Annotated in this window: 11 protein-coding genes; 7 read left to right on the top strand and 4 right to left on the bottom strand. The window is 60.5% G+C overall.

Annotation, left to right across the window (positions count from 1 at the left end):
* Positions 1-146 precede the first annotated feature (146 nt).
* From hrpA to GOQ25_RS12035, 4 genes are all read left to right on the top strand, one after another.
* A complete protein-coding gene (hrpA, locus tag GOQ25_RS12050) occupies positions 147-4,034 on the top strand; it encodes an ATP-dependent RNA helicase HrpA (protein WP_160350702.1) in 3,888 nt (1,295 codons plus the stop codon).
* Positions 4,035-4,233: 199 nt separating this feature from the next.
* Entirely contained in the window at positions 4,234-4,998 is a 765-nt protein-coding gene (locus GOQ25_RS12045) for an ankyrin repeat domain-containing protein (RefSeq protein ID WP_160350701.1), read from the top strand.
* Positions 4,999-5,184: 186 nt separating this feature from the next.
* Entirely contained in the window at positions 5,185-5,958 is a 774-nt protein-coding gene (locus tag GOQ25_RS12040; RefSeq protein ID WP_160350700.1) for a hypothetical protein, read from the top strand.
* A 556-nt stretch (positions 5,959-6,514) separates the two neighbouring features.
* The gene (locus GOQ25_RS12035) at positions 6,515-7,258 is read left to right on the top strand and encodes an ankyrin repeat domain-containing protein (RefSeq protein WP_160350699.1); all 744 of its coding nucleotides are present in this window, start codon (positions 6,515-6,517) and stop codon (positions 7,256-7,258) included.
* A gap of 469 nt (positions 7,259-7,727) precedes the next feature.
* Here the strand turns inward: GOQ25_RS12035 and GOQ25_RS12030 are convergent, their stop codons facing one another.
* Both GOQ25_RS12030 and glnE read right to left on the bottom strand, forming a co-directional pair.
* Complete coding sequence (locus tag GOQ25_RS12030; RefSeq protein ID WP_160350698.1) at positions 7,728-8,408, bottom strand: epoxyqueuosine reductase QueH; 681 nt, start codon at positions 8,406-8,408, stop codon at positions 7,728-7,730.
* A 109-nt stretch (positions 8,409-8,517) separates the two neighbouring features.
* Positions 8,518-11,307 (bottom strand): bifunctional [glutamate--ammonia ligase]-adenylyl-L-tyrosine phosphorylase/[glutamate--ammonia-ligase] adenylyltransferase, encoded by a 2,790-nt coding sequence (gene glnE / locus GOQ25_RS12025; RefSeq protein WP_160350697.1) that lies wholly within the window; start codon positions 11,305-11,307, stop codon positions 8,518-8,520.
* Positions 11,308-11,386: 79 nt separating this feature from the next.
* Between glnE and GOQ25_RS12020 the strand changes: the two genes are divergently transcribed.
* Positions 11,387-15,052 carry a YhdP family protein gene (locus GOQ25_RS12020; RefSeq protein ID WP_370519943.1) on the top strand — a complete coding sequence of 1,222 codons (3,666 nt, stop codon included), beginning with the start codon at positions 11,387-11,389 and terminating at the stop codon, positions 15,050-15,052.
* Positions 15,053-15,138: 86 nt separating this feature from the next.
* Here GOQ25_RS12020 and rho read toward each other — a convergent pair whose 3' ends face one another.
* A complete protein-coding gene (rho, locus tag GOQ25_RS12015; protein WP_160350696.1) occupies positions 15,139-16,398 on the bottom strand; it encodes a transcription termination factor Rho in 1,260 nt (419 codons plus the stop codon).
* 115 nt (positions 16,399-16,513) lie between these two features.
* On the bottom strand, positions 16,514-16,840 hold the full coding sequence (trxA, locus tag GOQ25_RS12010) for a thioredoxin TrxA (protein ID WP_160350695.1): 327 nt from the start codon (positions 16,838-16,840) through the stop codon (positions 16,514-16,516).
* Between the two features lie 312 nt (positions 16,841-17,152).
* Here trxA and GOQ25_RS12005 point away from each other — a divergent pair, with 312 nt between their 5' ends.
* Together GOQ25_RS12005 and parC are read left to right on the top strand one after the other, a co-directional pair.
* Positions 17,153-19,114, top strand: a complete 1,962-nt coding sequence (locus GOQ25_RS12005) for a DNA topoisomerase IV subunit B (RefSeq protein ID WP_160350694.1) — start codon at positions 17,153-17,155, stop codon at positions 19,112-19,114.
* A 74-nt stretch (positions 19,115-19,188) separates the two neighbouring features.
* Positions 19,189-21,504 carry a DNA topoisomerase IV subunit A gene (gene parC, locus GOQ25_RS12000; RefSeq protein WP_160350693.1) on the top strand — a complete coding sequence of 772 codons (2,316 nt, stop codon included), beginning with the start codon at positions 19,189-19,191 and terminating at the stop codon, positions 21,502-21,504.
* Positions 21,505-21,534: the final 30 nt, after the last annotated feature.

The following is a 21,534-nucleotide window of genomic DNA, read 5'->3' as shown; positions in this document are numbered from 1 at the left end:
TTCCTTAAGGATGTAGGCACGCTCGCAGGCGTGGTCGGTACCGCAAATAAACGGTACTGCGCGAAATTATATGACTCCCGGCCGCACCCCCGTCCGGCGAGACCGGCACAAGTTTTTATAATAGGTGTTCAAAGGATAAATCGTACATGCCAGAAGTCCCCCGTCCGCCCGCGCGCGGCAACCAGGCCCCACGCCCCGAACGGCCCATTCCCGCCATCACCTATCCCGAGGACCTGCCCGTCAGTGCCCGGCGAGAGGAGATCGCGCGCGCCATCGCCAATCATCAGGTGGTGATCGTCAGCGGCGAGACGGGCTCCGGCAAGACCACGCAGCTGCCCAAGATCTGCCTGGAACTCGGCCGTGGCCGCCAGCGCATGATCGGCCACACCCAGCCACGCCGCCTCGCGGCCACGTCGGTCGCCAAGCGTATCGCCGAGGAACTAAAGTCGCCGCTGGGCGAGATCGTTGGCTATCAGGTGCGCTTTAACGATCGGACCGGCCCCAACGCGTCGGTCAAGCTGATGACCGACGGCATCCTGTTGGCCGAATCGCAGCGCGATCCCTTGCTGCGCCGATACGACACGCTGATCATCGACGAGGCACACGAACGCAGCCTGAACATCGATTTCCTGCTTGGTTATCTGAAACAGCTGCTGCCCCGGCGTCCGGACCTGAAGGTGATCATCACCTCGGCGACCATCGATGCCGAGCGCTTTGCCAAGCATTTCGGCGCATCGGACGACAAACCCGCGCCCGTCATCGAGGTATCGGGACGCCTCTATCCGGTCGAGATACGTTACCGTCCGGTCCGCGAGGAAACCGATGACGAGGAATCCTCTGCCAGCAACAAGCCCAACCGCGAACGTCTGGCCGGCGACGAAGAACGCGACCTGATCGACGCCATCGTCGATGCGGTTGTTGAATGCGCACGTCATGGCCCGGGCGATGTGCTGGTCTTCCTGCCGGGCGAGCGCGAAATTCGCGAATCCGCCGAGGCCCTGCGTAAAAAACACCCCGCTGGCACCGAAGTGCTGCCTCTTTACGCGCGTCTGTCTCAGGCCGAGCAAGAGCAGATCTTTCATCCACGCACCAATGCGCGGCGCATCGTGCTGGCCACCAACGTCGCCGAGACCTCGCTGACTGTCCCCGGCATCCGCTTCGTCATCGATAGCGGCCTCGCACGCATCAAACGCTATTCCTGGCGCAACAAGGTCGAGCAACTGCGCATCGAGCCCATCAGTCGCGCATCGGCCAATCAGCGCGCGGGCCGTTGCGGTCGCGTTGGGCCAGGCGTGTGCATACGGCTTTACGACGAACAGGACTTCAACAATCGCCCTGCATTCACGGATCCCGAGGTACTGCGTTCCTCGCTCGCCTCCGTGATCCTGCGGATGAAGTCCTTAAAGCTCGACGACATCGAACAGTTCCCCTTTGTCGAAGCGCCACCGGGACGCGCTGTGGCCGATGGGTATCATTTGCTGCAAGAGCTCGGCGCAATCGAGTTGGCGTCAGCCTCCGATGAAGACGACGAGACCAGCGCGGTATCGCGCACGGGCTCATCCTATGTGCTCACGCACACGGGCCATGAACTGGCGAAACTGCCAGTCGACCCGCGCATCGGCCGCATGATCCTGGCGGCGCGCGAACAACAGTGTCTGGCGGAAATGCTCATCATCGCTGCCGCGTTGTCCGTGCAGGATCCGCGTGATCGCCCCATGGCCGAGCGCGAAGCCGCCGAGGCCGCGCATGCCAAGTTCGCCGACGACAAATCGGAGTTTCTATCCTTTCTGAAACTCTGGCGCTGGTACGGCGAACAGGTGCAGCACAAGGCATCGCAGCGCAAACTGGTCGCTTTGTTGCGGCAGAACTTCCTATCGCCCATTCGTCTGCGCGAATGGCATGATGTTCACACTCAGCTGTCGGCATTAGTCGGCGAGCAGGGGTGGCGCGTCAACCAGACCGAGGCCACCTATGAACAACTGCATCTCGCATTGTTGTCGGGCTTGCTAGGCAATATCGGATTCAAGGGCGAAGAGGGGGGCGTCTATCGTGGCGCGCGCGAGATTCGTTTTCACATCCATCCCGGGTCGCGCCAGGCCAAGAAGGGTGGGCGCTGGATAGTCGCCGGCGAACTGGTGGAAACGACGCGGCTGTATGCGCGTACGGTTGCACGTATTGAACCGACCTGGATCGAACGCATCGGCGCACATCTATTGCGTCGCCAATGGTCCGATCCGCGCTGGGAAAAGAAAGCAGGGCAGGTGGTGGCAAATGAACGCGCCACGCTCTATGGTCTGGTCATCTACGCGGGCCGCCGCGTGCATTACGGCCGCATTAATCCCCAGCACGCACGCGAGCTCTTCATTCGTCAGGCCTTGGTTCCAGGCGAAATCGATACGCGTCTGCCGTTCGTTGCGCATAACCGCAAGCTCATCGCCGGTATCGAAAAGCTCGAACACCAGACACGTCGTCCCGACATCCTCGTCGATGACGAACTGATCTACGCGTTCTACGATCGTCAGCTTCCCGAAGGCATTTCGCAAACCGCCACGCTGGAAAAATGGGTGCGTGGGCTGGACAAAGCACAGGCCGCCGCCCTGATGCTCACGCGCGACGAACTGATGCGTCACGAGGCCGCCGGCGTCACGACCGATGTGTTCCCCAAGCAGGTCGAATGGCAGGGCGTTACCATGTCGCTCGACTACCATTTCGAACCGGGCTCGCCGCGTGATGGGGTCACCTTATCCGTACCCTTGTTCGCGCTTAACCAGATCGACGCAGCACGCTGCGAATGGTTGGTGCCGGGCATGTTGAAAGAAAAGGTCCATCTGCTGTTGAAGTCCTTGCCGCAGAAACTGCGCCGTCATTGCGTGCCGTTGCCAGACTACGCGGCCGGATTCTACGACCGCTGGTACGACCGGCTTTCCGATCCAAAGCTAGGCCTCGTCGACGCGATCATCGCGGATATGTGGGATCAGGTTCAGGTGCGTCCCGCACCGGCCGACTTCAAGCTGGAGACCTTGCCCGCGCATCTGTTCATGAACTTCAAGGTCGTCGATGAGCACGGGCGCATGCTATCCGCCGGCCGTAACCTGGCGCAGCTGAAAGCCGAATTCGGCAAGCAGGCCCAGGCGACCTTTCAGCAGCTCGCGGGCCGCGATGCCGTCGTGGCCGAAGCCTTGGCTCACGAAAACCTGACCTCGTGGTCGTTCGGCCCCTTGCCGGAAATCATGGAGATCAAACGGCGCGGTCAATCCGTCATCGGATATCCGGCGCTGGTGGATCGCGGTACGCATTGCGACCTCGACGTATTTGACGATCCCGAGGAAGCGCGCCGTCATCACCGCGCCGGCTTGCTGCGCCTGTTCCGCATCGGTCTACGCGAGCAAGTGAAGTTTCTGGAAAAGAACCTGCCCGATCTGACGAAGATGAGCATGCTCTTCATGAATCTGGGCACGCAGGAAGAACTGCGCGATCAGATCATCGACTGCGCATTGGCGCAAGCCTGTCTCGCTGAACCGTGGCCCGCCGATGAACAGGCCTTTGAGGCGCGACGGCAGGAAGGCAAAGGGCGCCTGGGCCTGCTCGCGCAAGAAGTCGCGCGCTTGTCGCATGCCATCCTGACGGAGTATGGCGCCTTGCAGCGCAAGCTGCCTCAAGCAAAACCGCACGCGGCGGCCTATGCCGATCTGCAGCAACAGATTGGTGCGCTCGTGCCGAAATGGTTTATCCGTGACACCCCTTACACGCAGCTCACGCACTTCGCCCGCTATCTGAAGGCCGCGGTCGCTCGTATCGACAAGCTTCGCGCCGATCCCGGTCGCGATGCCCGCTTGATGTCGGAGATGGCGCCACTGCTCACGCAATACCAACGCGCCCGCGCCGCGTTGAAAGGCGCCTCTGACCCGAAGCTCGACGAGTTTCGCTGGTTGCTCGAAGAGCTGCGCGTCGCGTTATTCGCCCAAGAGCTGCGCACCCCCATGCCGGTCTCGGTCAAGCGCCTGATGAAGTCGTGGGAATCGATGCGCAGGTAGGGCCTGCAATTCGCGTGCGCCGGGGGGACTGGCGCACGACCCACCGCATCAGGCAAGTCCTATTTCGCAGGGGCTCACACACGATGCCCGTGGGATCCACACGACCTGTTGGACACTCGGTCCACCTATTCAATATGCGCTCCTCGTTCGCTGCATCGTCTCAGTGGATAGAGGTGTTGCCAAACCACCGAGTGAGAAAATGCAGGTCAATAACAATGCAGGTGGCATGCCGCCGCCATCCCCAGTCGATCCGACACAAGTTGCGGATTGCCCTGAGCCGCTGATAAGCCGATTCGCGAACGCCGTGCAGTCGGATGACCCCGTTGCGCTGAAAACGCTCCTCAGATCGTCGGCAGACGCGGCCCGCATCGCGGCCGAGCTGGAAGCGGCCGAGTATTCGCCGTTGCATGACGCCGCTGCACGTGGCATGACGGACTGCCTGAAAGTCATGTTCGATTACCTGCCGTTTCGAGTCTGGAATTTTCGGACGGCTGACACACAAAAAACGCCGCTGATGCTCGCCGTCGAGAACGGGCACGCGGCATTTATCGATGAGCTTTCCAAACAGGCAAAGTGTCGCGCGTTCCAGATGGATTTGACGTATCAAGCGGGAAAGACCGCCAAAGCCGATTTCGGATGCGAGCAGGCGTCCGAACCAGCCAGCCTTGCTGTCCGGAACAGCATCATCAACGCGCGGGATCATGACGGCAACACGCCGATCCTGTTAGCGATTCAAAATAAACATTTCGAGTGCGCCCGCCTATTGCGCAAGGAAGGGGCAGACCTGAGCGTCACGAACCATTATGGCGATGGAGTAGGTAGCTTTGCCACGGATCCAGATTCCGTCCCAGAGTATGCATACGGAAAAGCCGGCCACGACTATCGCGCGCCAGACGGCACCATCATGAACGTGGAATTCTTCAATACGAGGCCAGCGCGTTCGGCGGGGTGTTCGTTGCTATAGAGCTGCCGGGAGCAACTCCAGCAGGCACATCACGGTCAGCGTGGTCTGCCCTGCGTCCGATTTGTGTCGCGCACTTTGCGGTTCGGCGATCAGGCCACGTTCGACGTTCAAATATTTACGCACACCTTGGTGCAGTCATTCGGTCTTTGATGGGTGACTGCAATTCAACCACCCTGGGGGTTCATAATGATAGAAGCTAAGAATGTGATGCCGAGCTTGGACGGCACGTACGTCCCATTAGACCTTGAAGCTCAAGATCAAGAGCTGCGGATAGAGCACGACGCGCGTGTGGAGAGTTTAAGCAAGGAATTGCATGAATATGTGCAGCTCGATAACGCTCACGCCGTCCGAGACCTGTTATCAAACGATGGTAATTTAAAGTTGTTTGTCGAAGGTCTCTATCAGTCGCCGTATTCATCGTTGCATTACGCCGTCGACCACGCGCGCGGTGATGTCTTGGTGGTCCTGTTGGACAAGCTACCGCTAGATGTTTGGCTTTTGCGCACGGAGGAATCTGGGCGTACTCCTTTGATGCTGACCTCCGACAAGGGCAAGGGTGAGCACCCATACAGTGATGGGAGCCTGCTTGATGACCTGATTGCGCAAATTAGGTACAACCGGTACTGGCCCACCAACCGTTCTCCCGATTTGGTAACGACGTTTACCTGGGAAGACAAGTGGACCGGGACGCGGAAAGAGGCAATTGCCGCCATAATCAACGCCACAGACCTGAAGGGCAATGCGGCGCTGCATTTGGCGTTCGAGCGAGAAAATTGGGAATTCTGCGCCAAGCTGATAGTTGCCGGTGCCAAGACCAACATCGCAAACGACGAAGGAAGAACGGTGCTTGCATTGATACAGGGTTTGAGCGCTGACGTCCCGTTATTTCGTCTTATCGAGGATTACTCTACCGTCTCTCTATCCCAGGCTATCAGCAGTTTGTTTCTTGATAGGGCTTAATTGCTATTGCTGAACGTTAGTCCACGTCACGTCGTTAGGGCGCTGGATCCGTCACTCAATGGCCCAATCCGATGAGTGACGGATGCCGCTTATTGGTTCCTTTCAATTAAGCGGAAAAGAGGCGTACATGCTACAGATGGTGAATAAGGATGAGCCCTGTCGGAACAGGTTCGGTAGCCAATGGCAACAGTACGGCTTTCAGAAAAACAATATCTGCTAATAGAAAATCGCACTGTAGTTAGCAACAAAATAGCGACATAGACAGATACCAACAGAGGCGCTTGCTACCGTTTTGCATTCTTATGCAACCCGCTTGTGCAACATAGACACGCAAAATAAGCCTCGTCCGATTTTTTTCTAATTGAGATTGGGTCGCGCTTCGATTGCTATTCTGAGCGGGTGCGGAGCTTATGGCGAATGATCGCTCGCCCGCACACAGGGTTCTATGTTCAAACCCCATGAATGTTCAGTCAATAGCGAGAAACCGCCGATGATCCACCATGATCCTGTGCCTCCCGTTTCCTTCAGAGCCTCAGTCAGGACGGGTAGGGAAGTCTTGCAGCAGCAGGAGCTCATTCGTTCCCTGGCTCAGCATGTCAGTCACGATAATGCCGAGGGCATCAAAGAGCTGCTTTGTGATGACACAAACACCAGCGCCATCGTGGAGGCGATCGCGGAATCGCCTTTTTCTTCGTTGCATTATGCGGTCGCTCGCAACAAGACTGCCGCATTGACCGTATTGATCGACAAGCTGCCGCTCACGGTATGGAATCTGAAAACGTTGGAGTCGGGTCAAACACCGCTGATGCTGGCGGCGGAACAAGGGAACCATGAGATGGCGCTGCAGCTGTTTCTGAGGCTGCATACGTATGTTTCGGAGCGCAAAAGAGACTCGCACCATAATGGCGACATGCAGCTTCGGGCGCTGGCCAAGGTCTATGGTTGCAGGGGCGACGAAACAAGCGTGGACCAGAGTGTGTGGCAACGCATCGTCAACGCACGTGACCGCGAAGGCAACACTCCATTGCTCTTGTCCGTCAAGAACGGGCATCTCGCCTGCTGCAATATGTTGCTCGCGTTGACTGCCGACCCCGAGATCCGCAATCAACGCGGCGAAAGCGCACGAAGCCTGGTGCTCCAACAGCCAGTGGGATCCGAGATGCGCTTGCTCTTGGATGGTACAGGGCCCGCCCACGAGCAGGTCTATCCCGTGCGGATACGGCGCACGGCGCAGGAATCTCCTCATCATGGCGGCCTCACGCCCATCCGATTTGCGCGCACGCCGTTCCCCCGTGTGTAAAGCACGTAGGCCGGCTACGAACGGTTGCTGAGCCTTCGCATTTGTCTCGTGTTTTCAGACTGATCCACGTGTTCGACAAAGGCGGGAATTCAGATAATAGGGATCCGCATATCAGCGAGCTTTATTGAGGCTACTATGATGCTTGATCCCTTAGAGGCCGCATTTAGTACCGCGGCACGTCCATCTTCGCTGCTGCGCCACGATAACCTGCACAGGTCGCAGGGGCGGCTGACGCGATGGCGTCAGCGTTCGTCAACGCGCAGTTGCAGAATTGTCGCGATACGCGTCGCAGCCAAGCACCCAGCGAGATGCCGGCATCCCGTCCGCTCGCGATGAAGGAATGCTCGAACGGTGACGCTTCCGGTGAGTGAACGAATAGCGGTGCTGCCAAAAGAGCATGCAAGGATGATCGCGCTACCAGTTAGCGCGTCATCCTTCTAGAACCAGGCAGCAAGGCCCGGATGCCGGTTTAATCCTTCAGCGTGGTCAGATCGACCTGTTCGGATTTGCCGTAAAACTTTACGCCAATATGAATACGGTCGCGGCCCTGCGCGCGGCGGTGCCGGTTGGTATCGCGCAGCGAATACACGCAGCCGCAGTATTCCTGCTGGTAAAAATTTTCCCGCTTCGAGATTTCGATCATCCGCTGCGAGCCGCCACCCTTGCGCCAGTTATACGTCCAGTAAACCAGATCGTCATAGCGCGACGCGGCACGTTCGCCGCAGCCATTGATCTGGTTCATGTCCTTCCAACGCGAGATGCCCAGCGAGCTGGTGATCGTGTCAAATCCATGCTCATGTGCATACAACGCGGTGCGCTCAAAGCGCATGTCGAAACATACGGTGCAACGCTCGCCACGTTCGGGCTCGTTCTCCAAGCCCTTGACCCGGTCGAACCAGTTGTCCATGTCGTAATCCGCATCGATGAACTCGATGCCGTGTTTCTCGGCAAACCGGATGTTCTCCTGTTTGCGGATTTCGTATTCCTTGACCGGATGAATATTCGGGTTGTAGAAGAAAATCGAATACTCGATACCCGACGCATGCATGGCCTCCATGACTTCGCCAGAACAGGGCGCGCAGCAGGAGTGCATCAGCACTTTGCGACGGCCGTCGGGCAGTTCGAGTTTGGGGCGCACAATTTCGGACATGGCTTGGGTGGGATCGTAGCGGTAAAAGGCCTTATTTTACGACTATTTAGCGATACCTGCGGGCGTCATCAATCACACACAAGGCCAGACGAGCCCGCACGGTACTCGACTAACCGAACACGGTGTCCCATAACGCGGTCACGGCGGCGCGTTCCTCCACCAGGCGGTCTTGCGGCACCCGCGCCTTCTCGACGCCTTGCAGGCGCAGGGCATGCTGGGTACGCCGCAAGGTTCGATAGGCATCGCCGGCTTGCTGCGCCAGCTCAGCCGGAATGAGCCCCGCCTCGCCTGCCAGGCGCAGCAATGCGATGTTGCCCAAGTTATTCACCAGCACACGATGCGTCGCCGAATAGCACAGCACCAGATATTGCGTGACGAATTCCACATCGACCATGCCGCCACGATCGTGTTTCAGGTCGAAGTCGCCGCTGTGATTGGGATGCCCCGCGCTGATCTTGTCGCGCATGGCGAGCACTTCGCCACGCAGTGCCTCGACATCGCGCGACTGGATAAGGACCTCGGCGCGGATGCGTTCGAATCTGGCGCCGACCGTAGTGTCGCCTGCGGCATAGCGCGCACGGGTGATCGCTTGATGTTCCCATGCCCATGCGTGTTGCGACTGATATTGCTCGAATGCCTCGACCGATACCGCTAGCAGCCCGGCATCGCCGTCGGGTCGCAAACGCAGGTCGACTTCGTACAGGCGTCCAGACGAGGTCATGGTGGATAGCCAGGAGGTCATGCGACGACCGAGCTTGGCATAAACCTCTGCGGCATCCTCCCGGGGGTCGTCAAACAGGAACACCAGATCCAGATCAGACGCGTAGCCCAGCTCCTTGCCCCCCAGCTTGCCATACGCGATCACGGCGAACTGCGGTTGCGCATCGGCGAGTTTATTGACCAGAGGCCAGACGCGGCGGATGGTTTCCGCAAGCAGCATATCCGCCAACGCCGATAACTGATCGCCTAGCGCCTCGACCGTCAGTTCGCCTTCCAGATCCTGGGCCAATAGTTGAAAGCTAGCCTGACGCTGCACATCGCGCATCAGGTTCATTTGCCGTTCAATATCGGGGCTGCCGTCGGGCAGTACGCAAGCATCCAGATCCGCCGTGAGCTGACGCGCGATCTGCGCGAAGTCCAGCGGTTCGAATAGCGTGCGCCAGTCGATCAGGCTGTCCAGCAGCAACGGGTGCTGATTCAGATATTGCGCAGCCCAAGGGCTGGCTGCGACCATACGCGCCACGCGGGCCAGTGTGTCGGGATATTCCGCCAGCAGGGCGAGATAGGCGCTGCGCTGGGCGATGGTTTCGATCAGGTCCAGCAAGCGGGCGGCGGCATGCTCGGGCGCGCTCGTCTGCGCAGCGGCACGAATCGCTGCCGGCAATAAGGTGTCCAGCCGACGCCGGCTGCTGTCGGGCAGGGTGCGGATACGATGACTGTTCAACAGCGATTCCGCTCGCCGCAACAGGTCGTCGGCTTGCTCACAGAACGCGTCTTTGATCTGTTCTGCCAGGCGGCTCTCGGCGTCGTGCTCGTCACCATCGTCCTTCGAACTGTCGGCGCGCGCGCTGCTGGACGCGTCGGGCTTTGCGTCGTCCACATCGCCCATGCCCGCCAGGCGGAAGGCATTGCGAAAGGTCTCGCTCACGAAGGCACGATGCTCGGACAGCGTGCGCTCGAATTGCGCCGCGTCCAAACCGAGAGCAGCCGCAAGCCTAGCTCGCCCATCGGTATCGCCCGGCAGCAGATGGGTTTGCTCGTCCTCGCGATATTGCAGCGTATGTTCCACCCGGCGCAAAAACCGATAGGCCGCCTCAAGCCGTTGTGCGTCTTCTTCGCTGATGAGTCCGGCGTTGCATTCGGCATGTAACGCATCGAGCAGACCGCGTCGTTGCAGCGCGGGCATACGGCCGCCGCGCACGAGTTGCGACAGTTGCACCACGAATTCAATCTCGCGGATGCCGCCGTCTCCGAGCTTGATGTTGTTCGCGCTATCGACGCCATTGCGCGACAGCGCGCGGCGTTGCCAGTCCTGCCGAATGCGCTCGCGCAGCGCGCGCAGCGAGGCCAGCGCGTCGAAATCAAAATATTTGCGATACACAAAAGGGACGCGCAGGCTCTCGAGCTGCTGTGCTTGCGCCGTGTTGTCGCTATCGGGAAAGGCCTGGGCCGGCATCAAGCGCGCCTTGAGCCACGCGTAGCGCTCCCATTCGCGGCCCTGAGCCACCAGATAATGTTCCAGGGCGTCCAGGCTCCATGCTGGCGGACCCGCATCCCCATCGGGCCGCAAGCGCAAATCGGTGCGGAAGACTTGCCCATGTTCGTCGGCCTCGGACAGCACCGGCATCATCCGGCGGGTCAGGCGGCCATAGAACTCGTGATGGCTGATGCGGCGTGGCCCATCGGTCTCGCCTTCCTCGCCATAGAGCATGATGAGATCGATATCGGACGACACGTTCAGTTCGCAGCCGCCCAGTTTTCCCATCCCCAGGATTAGCATCTCTTGGGGGGCGCCCGTGGCCGGATCGCGCGGGACGCCGTGCGTTTGCACGAGCTCGCCGGCGACGCTGCGGTAGGCGGCGCCCACCGCCAGGTCCGCCAGTGCCGTCATGGCCCCCACGACCTCTTCCAGCGAGGCCAAGCCCGCCAAATCCCGCACCATCAATGTCGTAAAGACACGTTCCCGCAGTCGGCGCAGCACCTCCCGGCATTGCGGAACCGGCAGGATAGCCGGTGCGTCGGCGCCGACCAGTTCGGCTTGCCAACAAGCCAGCGCATTGGGGGTGACGGCATGCCGGGCCGCGATTTCCAGCCACGCCGCCAAGTCGGGATGCGAATCCACGCGACGACGAAGATAGCCGGACCAGGCGAGGGCGGGAGCAAGAACAGAGGCGGACATTAGTGTGGTGGCAGACGGAACAACGCGTTTCAGGTATAAGGGGACGATACCTTAAGACACGTTTTCTGCCCACATCCCTGTGCTGTCATTTACCAAAGTCCTACGCGGTTTATTCTGGGCCGCGTTCACCGTGTATGTCCTGGCGGCAGGAATTCTGCTGGGCTTGCGATATTGGGTATTGCCCAATATAGACCAATGGCGTCCTCGTATCGAGGGCTACATCAGTCAGGCTCTGGGCCAGCGCGTGCAAATCGGCCAAATCGAGGCGAATTGGCGGGGACTGAATCCGGCAGTCAGGTTGGACTCCGTGCTGGTGTACAACGCCGAGGATCTGCCGGTATTGAAGCTGCCCACCGTCTCCGCGGTGTTGGGTTGGCGCAGTATCCTGGCGCTATCGCCGCGATTTCTGAGCCTGCGGGTGGATGGCGCGGATATTACGCTGCGTCGGGATGAGGATGACCGAGTTTGGGTAGCGGGGCGTTCATTCAAGTTGGGACAGTCGGAAACCAACGACGACCCCGGTTCGGCGGCGGTATGGAAATGGCTAGGTAAGCAGCGGGACTTGGCCGTGGCGGGCGGTACGGTGCATTGGCAAGACGAGTTGCGTCATGCACCGGTCGTGACCTTCAACGACGTGACCATGCGATTGTCCAATGGTCTGCTCAGCCATCGTGTAGCGGTGTCGGCGCGCCCGCCGCAAGCGTTGGCGCAAGCGATCAATATTCGCGGTGAGTTTCAGCGGCAGTTGCTCAACGTCAGCCGATCGAGCTGGACCGGCGAACTTTATGCCCAACTGGACGACGCCGAGCCTCAGGCATGGCGGCCTTGGGTGCCGGCGCCGGCCGTGGCCGGGCGTATGGCGGCGCGCGCGTGGCTCACATGGGAAAAGGGAGAGCTCACCGACTTGTCCGCCGACGCGCTCGTGCGCGAATTGCGCTGGCAGGCCGAGCCGCGCGACCCTGCCCGCCCAGCGCCACTGGAGAAGCTGCCAGCCGTTAGCGTGACATCCGGCTCCCTGCACGTTCAGGGCCCGCCCGCGAGCATGATGCAATCGATCGATCCGCCCAAGTCGAGTTCGCGTAAAGAGGACCCCGGCGGCATCGAAGTCCGAGCCGAGCTGAACGGACTGGCCACCACGCTGCCGGGCATGTTCGAGCCCGCGCAACTACAAGTCGATGCCGCGAAGCTGGACGGTCGCGTACAGCATTTCGCGCATCAGCCTCTCCAGGTCGATGTGCGCGCGCTTAATCTCGCCAACGCGGACTTGGAAGCTCGCTTGCAGGGACGCTGGAGTTCGCAGGGCAAGACCGCTGCGGGCAGTGCCGATATCTCAGGCACGCTGGTCCGTGGCAGTATGCCGGCCATTTACAAATACCTGCCTGTGACCGTGAACGTCGAGGCGCGCGAATGGCTCGCCCGTGGCTTGCCCGCGGGCCAGGCGCGTGACGCGGCGGTGACCGTGCGTGGCGATCTGGACGATTTTCCGTTTGAGGACGAGGGCGATGAAGGCGAGTTCCGGATCGCGGGCGCCTACCACGACGCGATCGTCGACTATGCGCCGCCAGGCGAGTTTGGCAAGGGCTGGCCGCGTCTGGAAAAGATGAATGGCAATTTTGTCGTCGACAAAGTCAGTTTGGCGCTCGATACCCCGGGCGGGGGTATCGCCCACACGGGCAAGGGCCAAACGTTGAAGCTGGGTGCGGTCAAGGCCTCCATTCCCAATATGGAGCATGGCGCGACCTTGTTGTTGGATGGCCGCATCATGGGATCCGTGCCGGCCTATCTCGCGCTGGCCAAGAATTATGAACTCGGCGAGTTGATCGGCGGCTTGCTCGATGAGGCCGAAGGATCGGGCGAATGGACCGTTCCGTTAAAGCTCGAAGTGCCCCTGCTGCATGCGGAGGACACCAAGGTCAACGGTGCCGTGGTTTTTAAGGACAACAACTTTCGATTCGTGCCAGAGATGCCGATGCTGCACGGCGTACGCGGCGAGCTGGCATTTTCGGAAGAAGGGGTACGCGTGCCCAATGTGCAAGCCCAGTTCCTGGGCGGTCCAGCGCGCGTGAGCGGCAAGCTCGAGCGCCCCGAGGATCGCTTGCATGTCGAGGGCACGGTGACTGCCGCGGCGGTCAGAGCCTGGGCCGGCGTTCCGTTGCTGGACCGTTTGTCCGGCCAAACTGCCTATACCAGCCGGATCGGTGCCGGGCCGGGTGGGGCGTTGGATATTTCGTTGAGCTCCGATCTGGCGGGGCTAGGTATCGATTTTCCGGCGCCTTTGGGCAAGGATCGGGCCGCCAAACTGCCACTGAAAGCGCATTGGGGGGAAACAGGCAACAAGGGTGGGCAGGATCTGCTGTCGGTCACGCTAGGGTCTGACTTGTCGCTGCAGCTCGAGCATGACCGCGATTCCAAGGATCGATATTTCGGGCGTGTCGCGTTGGGGGTGAACCAGAAGATCGCTTTGCCGGATACGCCGGGTTTGGCGATGGATATTCAACTGCCTGAATTGAATCTGGACGCATGGAAGGAGGTCGCCGCGTCCGTGGAGTCGCCGGGAAAATCTTCCTCGACCGTATCTGCCGACACGTTACTGCCCGCGCTGGAGCAGATCCGGCTGCGTGTCGATAAGCTGCGCGTCTCTGGCTGGGATGTCGATGATGTCACGCTGACGGCGCAACGCCCCAGGCCCGCAAATTGGCAGTTGGACATCGATGCGAAGCAAGTCAAGGGCTCGGTCTCGTGGCAGGAGGCCTCAGGCGCGATCGCTGGACGCGTGGTGGCGCGATTTAAGCACTTGTCTCTGGGTAGGCAGGCCGCGGTCGCCTCCAGCATGCCGGTTCACGAAGGCGCTTCGCCAGACGAAGACTTGTCGCACATCCCGGCGATTGATCTGCAGGCGGATCAGTTCGTCCTGTATGGAAAAGATGTCGGCAAGCTAGATGTGCAGGGCACGAATCTGGAGCGCGGCCAAACTTGGCGACTGGACAAGCTGCAGATCGCCAACGACGCCGCCCGCCTCGATGCGACCGGGCTGTGGCGCTTGCGCGGTGCGGAACGAGGCCTGGAGGTCGATACCAAGGCACAGATACAGGATTTGGGTGAACTGCTGGCCCGCCTGGGCTATCCCAAGCATGTGCGCGAGGGTTCGGGCACCATCGAAGGCACGCTCGCGTGGCGCGATTTGCCCTGGACCCGGGATCTGTCCAAGCTCGACGGGAAGTTGCAGGTCAGCCTGGATGACGGTCGTTTCTTGACGGTCGAATCGCGCGGCATGCGCGTCCTGGAGCTATTGTCCCTGCAGTCGCTACAACGCCTCGCGACCTTCGATGCCAATCCGGCCGATGCTCTGCGCGATGGATTGCCCTTCGACACCATACGGGGTGATTTGGCCTTGAACAAGGGCGTGGCTCATAGCGAAGGGTTCAAGCTCAACGGCCCGGTGGCAACGATCGCACTGGCTGGCGACACCGACCTCGTGGACGAAGTGTGGAACCTTAAGGCCGTGGTCATCCCCAATCTGGACGCGAGCGGCGCGGCCGTCGTGGCGGGGTTGGCGGTCAATCCGCTGGTCGGTCTGGGCGCCTTCCTGACGCAGTGGCTCTTGAAACGCCCTCTCGCGCGGGCCATGACGTTGGAGTATGCCGTCACCGGCACGTGGGACGATCCGAAGATCGAACCGATAGGCGGCCAGGATAAACCCTCCAAGACCCAGCAGCAGGCGGTCGAGGAACATATCGAGCACTAATCGGCCATAAAAAAAACGGGCGCCACCTGTATGGGGCGCCCGTCTCGGACCAGATCGGAGCCACTGCGTGGCCCCATCAAGTCGTTTTACTTCTTCTTCATCATGTCGAAGAATTCCGCGTTGGTCTTGGTCGCGCGCATCTTGTCCAAGATGAATTCCATCGACTGAACTTCGTCCATGTCGTGGATGAATTTGCGCAGTACCCAGACTTTTTGCAGCAGATCGGGCTGGATGAGCAGCTCTTCGCGGCGGGTACCCGATTTGTTCAGGTTGATCGCCGGATAGACGCGTTTTTCGGCAAGACGACGCTCGAGGTGGACTTCGGAGTTACCCGTGCCCTTGAATTCCTCGTAGATCACTTCGTCCATGCGGCTGCCGGTTTCGATCAGCGCCGTACCCAGGATGGTCAGCGAGCCGCCTTCCTCCAGGTTACGCGCCGCGCCGAAGAAACGCTTGGGCCGTTGCAGCGCGTTGGCGTCCACCCCGCCGGTGAGAACCTTGCCGGATGCCGGCACAACCGTGTTATAGGCGCGGGCCAGACGGGTGATGGAATCCAGCAGGATCACCACGTCTTTTTTCATTTCCACCAGACGCTTTGCTTTTTCGATGACCATTTCGGCGACCTGCACGTGGCGGGTGGCGGGTTCATCGAACGTGGAAGCGACGACTTCGCCGCGCACGGTGCGCTGCATTTCCGTGACTTCCTCGGGGCGTTCGTCGACCAGCAGGACGATCATGACCGCGTCCGGGTAGTTCGTCGTGATGGCGTGCGCGATGTGCTGCATCATCACGGTCTTACCGGATTTGGGGCTTGCCACGATCAGGCCACGCTGGCCTTTGCCGATCGGGGCAAAGATGTCCATGATCCGACCGGTCAGGTTTTCTTCGCTCTTGATGTCGCGTTCCAGGCGCAGTGGCTGATTCGGGTGCAGCGGCGTCAGGTTCTCGAACATGATGCGATGCTTGATCGCTTCGGGGGGCGCGCCATTGACCTTGTCGACTTTCACCAGCGCGAAATAACGCTCGCCGTCTTTGGGCGTGCGGACTTCGCCTTCGATGGAGTCACCCGTGTGCAGGTTGAAGCGGCGGATCTGCGAGGGCGAGATGTAGATGTCGTCCGTGCTGGCCAGGTACGAGGTTTCTGGCGAACGCAGAAAGCCGAAGCCGTCCGGCAGCACTTCGAGCACGCCGTCGCCAAAAATCTGCTCGCCTTGCTTGGCTCGCCGCTTCATGATGGCGAACATCAGCTCCTGCTTGCGAAAGCGGTTGGCGTTTTCGATTTCCAGGCCGGCGGCCATTTCCAGCAACTGCGAAACGTGCAGCGCCTTCAGTTCATTGAGGTGCATCGCGTTGAAAAGGGGATAGTAGAGAAGGGTCTTGGCGGCAGGCCACGGACGGGCCTGCGCGGTAGTCTAAGCCAGACGCCAGCCAAGCCGGCGCAGGTACATAGCCCGTAGTGTATTACAACGCGCCGTCCAAGAATGCGGTCAATTGCGATTTCGACAGTGCGCCGACCTTGGTGGCGGCTGCCTGGCCGTTCTTGAACAGCATCAGCGTCGGGATACCACGGATGCCATATTTGGCGGCGGTGTCCGCGTTTTCGTCCACGTTGAGCTTGGCGACCACGAGGCGGCCAGCGTATTCGCTGGCGACTTCTTCGAGCAGCGGGGCGATCATCTTGCAGGGACCACACCAGGCGGCCCAGTAGTCGACCAGCACCGGCACGTTGGATTGGATCACATCGGCTTCGAAGCTGGCGTCGCTGACGTTCTTGATTTGCTCGCTCATGGTAATTCTCGGTTGGGCGGCATCTCGGGCGCCAGGCGCCCCTGCCATATTGTTCTGGGTAAAAAAACTTGTGATTTGATAAGCATACCACTGTTGAAATCAACAGGGTTTGCAAGTTTTGTGTAGGATGATGCGCTGCAAACGTCGACGCCGGACGCGGAGTTTTATGTTTTTGCCGCGGGCGCGCATTTGCAAAGAACCTATCCTACCGAATTTGAGACTGGTCAGGACCTGCGCAACCTACCTAAGGCCGCGCAAAATCTAGACTAATCCGTAAAATGTCGGTTTTTTTCCACAGATCTTGGGGATAACTTGGCTACACCACGTTACACCGAAGCCTCCATCCGAGTTTTGAAGGGGCTGGAGCCGGTGCGTCAGCGCCCGGGCATGTACACCCGCACCGAAAATCCCCTGCACGTTGTGCAGGAGGTCATCGATAACGCCGCTGATGAGGCGCTGGCCGGCTACGGCAAGCAGATCCAGGTCACCCTGCATATCGACGGCAGCGTCACAGTCGAGGACGATGGCCGCGGGATTCCCGTGGGTCTGCATCCCGAAGAAAATGCGCCGGTCGTCGAACTGGTCTTTACCCGCCTGCACGCGGGCGGCAAATTCGACAAGGCCGCCGGTGGGGCGTATGCGTTCTCTGGCGGTCTGCACGGCGTGGGCGTGTCGGTCACCAATGCGCTGGCCACGCGGCTGGAGGTCACTGTCTGGCGCGACGGGCAGACTAACCGTCTGGTTTTCAAGGACGGCGAGGTGGCCGAGCCGCTCGCGCCTTTTGCCGAGGGCGGGCGCAAAAAGTCGGGCACCCGCGTTCGCGTCTGGCCCGATGGCAAGTATTTCGACAGCCCGCAAATTCCGTTGAACGAGCTGCAGCACCTGTTGCGCAGCAAAGCCGTGCTGCTGCCGGGTGTGAAAGTCACGCTCGCCAACGAAAAAACGGGCGATACCAAGACCTGGCAATACGTCGACGGTCTGCGCGGCTATCTGGCCGAGGCATTGGCCGGTGCCGAACTCATGGTGCCATTTTTTGAAGGCCAGCAATACGCGGGCGCCGACCATGAGAACTTCGCCGAAGGCGAGGGCGCCCAGTGGGTGGTTGCCTGGACTGAGGACGGCAATGCCGTGCGCGAGTCGTACGTCAATTTGATTCCGACGCCTGCGGGCGGCACGCACGAATCGGGTTTGCGCGAGGGGCTGTTCTCCGCTGTAAAGGGTTTTGCCGAGCTGCATAGTCTGTTGCCCAAGGGTGTGAAACTATTGCCCGAGGATGTGTTTTCCCGCGCAAGCTTTGTGCTGTCGGCCAAGGTGCTCGATCCGCAGTTCCAGGGCCAGATCAAAGAGCGGTTGAACAGCCGCGATGCGGTGCGTCTGGTGGGAGGCTTTGCCAAGAGCGCGCTCGATCTTTGGCTACACAGCAACGTCGAATACGGCAAAAAACTCGCCGAACTTGCCATCCGGCAGGCTCAGGCCCGCGCACGTTCCGCGCAGAAAGTCGAAAAGCGCAAGAGCTCCGGCGTGGCAGTGTTGCCCGGCAAGCTGACCGATTGCGAATCGTCTGATTCGTCGCGCACCGAAGTGTTCTTGGTCGAGGGCGACTCGGCCGGCGGTTCGGCCAAAATGGGCCGCGACAAGGAATTCCAGGCCATCCTGCCGCTGCGCGGCAAGGTGCTCAATTCCTGGGAAGTCGACCGTGATCGCCTGTTCGCAAATAACGAGATTCACGACATCGCGGTGGCGATAGGCGTGGACCCGCATGGCCCGAACGATTCGCCCGACTTGTCTGGCCTGCGTTACGGCCGCATCTGCATCTTGTCGGACGCGGACGTGGATGGCTCGCACATTCAGGTTCTATTGCTCACCCTGTTCTACCGTCATTTCCCTCGCCTGATCGAAACTGGGCATGTCTACATCGCGCGTCCGCCGCTTTTCCGGCTGGATGTTCCCGCGCAAGGCAAACGCCCGGCGCGCAAGATCTATTGCCTGGATCAAGGCGAGCTGGAGGCCGCGCAGGACAAGCTGCGCAAGGAAGGTGTGCGCGAAGGCTCATGGAGCATCAGCCGGTTCAAGGGTCTGGGTGAAATGAACCCCGAGCAGCTTTGGGAAACCACGATGAATCCCGATACGCGCCGCTTGCTGCCCGTAGGCTACGGCACGCTCACGCCCGAGGACACCACGCGCATGTTCGACATGCTGATGGGCAAGGGCGAATCTTCGCAGCGGCGTTCGTGGATCGAGGACAAGGGCAATCTGGCGGAGCTCGATATCTGATCGCGGCCTGACCGTCAGCCGGGCGGCCGATACGGCTGCCCGTCGCCCCACCGTAAAAGCAATTTCGAATACACATGACTGACAGCAATCAACCCGGCTTGTTTGACGAGCCCGCCGGCGAGGCCGACGAGGCCATCACGCTAGGCCGCTATGCCGAACAGGCCTATTTGGATTACGCCGTTTCCGTGGTGCGTGGGCGCGCGCTGCCCGATCTGGGAGATGGTCAAAAGCCCGTGCAGCGTCGCATTCTGTACGCGATGCAGGACATGGGCCTGGGCCCCGGTGCAAAGCCCGTGAAGTCCGCGCGTGTGGTCGGCGATGTGCTGGGTAAATATCACCCGCACGGCGATCAGGCCGCGTATGACGCGATGGTGCGTATGGCGCAGGATTTCTCGCTGCGTTATCCCTTGATCGACGGCCACGGGAATTTCGGCTCGCGCGACGGCGATAACGCCGCGGCGATGCGTTATACCGAAGCGCGCCTGACGCCGTTCTCGCGCCTGCTGCTCGACGAACTGGACGAAGGCACGGTCGATTTCGCGCCCAACTACGATGGCAGTCAGCAAGAGCCGCAGATGCTGCCGGCGCGTTTGCCGGTGATGCTGCTCAACGGTGCGTCGGGTATTGCCGTGGGCATGGCGACCGAGATTCCGTCTCATAATCTGCGCGAGGTCGCCAAGGCCTGCGTTGCGTTGATCAAACACCCGAATCTGCCCGACGCCGAATTGCACGCCCTGATCCCTGGGCCCGATTTCGCCGGGGGCGGCCAGGTGATCACGCCCGAGGCGGACATCGCGCAGATCTACCAGAACGGCCGCGGCTCGCTAAAGGCGCGCGCTCGCTGGCAGTTCGAGGAAATGGCGCGTGGGCAGTGGCAGCTGGTGGTTACCGAATTGCCGCCGGGCACCTCGGGCCAAAAGGTCCTGGAAGAAATCGAGGAAATCACCAACCCCAAGGTCAAGGCAGGCAAGAAGGCCCTGACCGCCGAGCAGCAACAGGCCAAGGCCGTGATGCTGAACCTGTTGGATGCGGTGCGCGATGAGTCGGGCAAGGATGCCGCGGTGCGTCTGGTCTTTGAACCCAAGACCTCGCGCGTGGATCGTGACGAATTCGTCAATACGTTGCTCGTGCAAACCAGCATGGAAACCAGCGTGCCGATCAACCTGGTGTGCATAGGCACCGATGGTCGTCCGCGTCAGAAAGGCCTGCGCCAGATCCTGACCGAATGGGTGGCTTTCCGCACCGATACCGTGGTGCGCCGCACGCGCCATCGGCTGGACAAGGTCACCGACCGTATCCATGTGCTCGAAGGCCGGATGCTCGTCTATCTGAACGTGGACGAGGTCATCCAGACCATCCGCGAATCGGACGAGCCGCGCGCCGCGTTGATGCAGCGTTTCTCGCTGTCCGAGCGCCAGGCCGAGGACATTCTGGAAATGCGCCTGCGTCAGCTCGCGCGCTTGGAAGGCTTCAAGATCGAGCAGGAACTGACCGACAAACGCGACGAGCAGACGCGCTTGCAAGAGCTCTTGGACAACCCCAGCTCGCTGCGCCGTCTGTTGATCAAGGAGATTGAAGCAGACGCCAAACAGTATGGCGACGATCGCCGTACCTTGATCGAGACGGCCGAACGCGCGGTGCTGGAAACCAAGGTGCTGGATGAGCCGGTGACCGTCATCGTGTCGCAGAAAGGCTGGCTGCGCGCGCGTCAGGGCCACGGGCACGATGCGTCGCAGTTCACGTTCAAACAGGGCGATGATCTGTACGGCGCATTCGAGTGCCGTACGACCGATACGCTGATCGCGATTGGTGACAACGGGCGGGTGTACACGGTTGCCGTCTCGAGCCTGCCATCGGCGCGCGGCGACGGGCAACCGGTCACGACGATGATCGATCTGGCGTCCGGCACGCGCATCGTTCATAGCATCGCCGCCGCGCCGGACAGCCGCTGGTTGATCGCGACGCAAAGCGGCTTTGGTTTCGCGACCAAGCTCAGCGATATGACTTCCCGTCAACGCGCGGGCAAACAGTTCATCACCGTGGAAGACGGGGACGCGCTGCTGCGCCCCGTGCCCTTGTTCGAGGGGGCGACTCAGCTTGCGTTGTTGTCGGCCAAGGGCAAATTCCTGGTCTTCGGTCTGGACGAGGTCAAATCGCTGTCTGGCGGTGGACGTGGCACCATTCTGATGGGCTTGGATGGCGCGGACAAAGTCGATCAAGTCGTGCCAATTGGCGCGGCAGGGGTGCGTGCGGCTGGGATTTATCGCAATAAACACACCGAAGATATCCTCGCCGGGCAAGCGCTGGCGCCCTATGTGGGTAAGCGCGCCCGCAAAGGCCGTGCGCTGGATGTGCGTCCGAAACAGCCGGTGCTGTCGCCGGTGTTCTGAGGCTGTAGCGGGTAGGGCGGGCTGTAGCGC

This window comes from Bordetella sp. 15P40C-2 (assembly GCF_009763235.1).
Classification (GTDB): Bacteria; Pseudomonadota; Gammaproteobacteria; order Burkholderiales; family Burkholderiaceae_B; genus Bordetella_A.
This window is presented reverse-complemented; position numbering and strand designations above follow the sequence as displayed.

What these genes read in the sequence shown, in the direction of transcription:
- glnE (WP_160350697.1), bottom strand. Translation starts at nt 11,307, where the DNA reads ATGTCCGCCTCTGTTCTTGCTCCCGCCCTCGCCTGGTCCGGCTATCTT.
- GOQ25_RS12045 (WP_160350701.1), top strand. Translation starts at nt 4,234, where the DNA reads ATGCAGGTCAATAACAATGCAGGTGGCATGCCGCCGCCATCCCCAGTC.
- parC (WP_160350693.1), top strand. Translation starts at nt 19,189, where the DNA reads ATGACTGACAGCAATCAACCCGGCTTGTTTGACGAGCCCGCCGGCGAG.
- hrpA (WP_160350702.1), top strand. Translation starts at nt 147, where the DNA reads ATGCCAGAAGTCCCCCGTCCGCCCGCGCGCGGCAACCAGGCCCCACGC.
- trxA (WP_160350695.1), bottom strand. Translation starts at nt 16,840, where the DNA reads ATGAGCGAGCAAATCAAGAACGTCAGCGACGCCAGCTTCGAAGCCGAT.
- GOQ25_RS12030 (WP_160350698.1), bottom strand. Translation starts at nt 8,408, where the DNA reads ATGTCCGAAATTGTGCGCCCCAAACTCGAACTGCCCGACGGCCGTCGC.
- GOQ25_RS12040 (WP_160350700.1), top strand. Translation starts at nt 5,185, where the DNA reads ATGATAGAAGCTAAGAATGTGATGCCGAGCTTGGACGGCACGTACGTC.
- rho (WP_160350696.1), bottom strand. Translation starts at nt 16,398, where the DNA reads ATGCACCTCAATGAACTGAAGGCGCTGCACGTTTCGCAGTTGCTGGAA.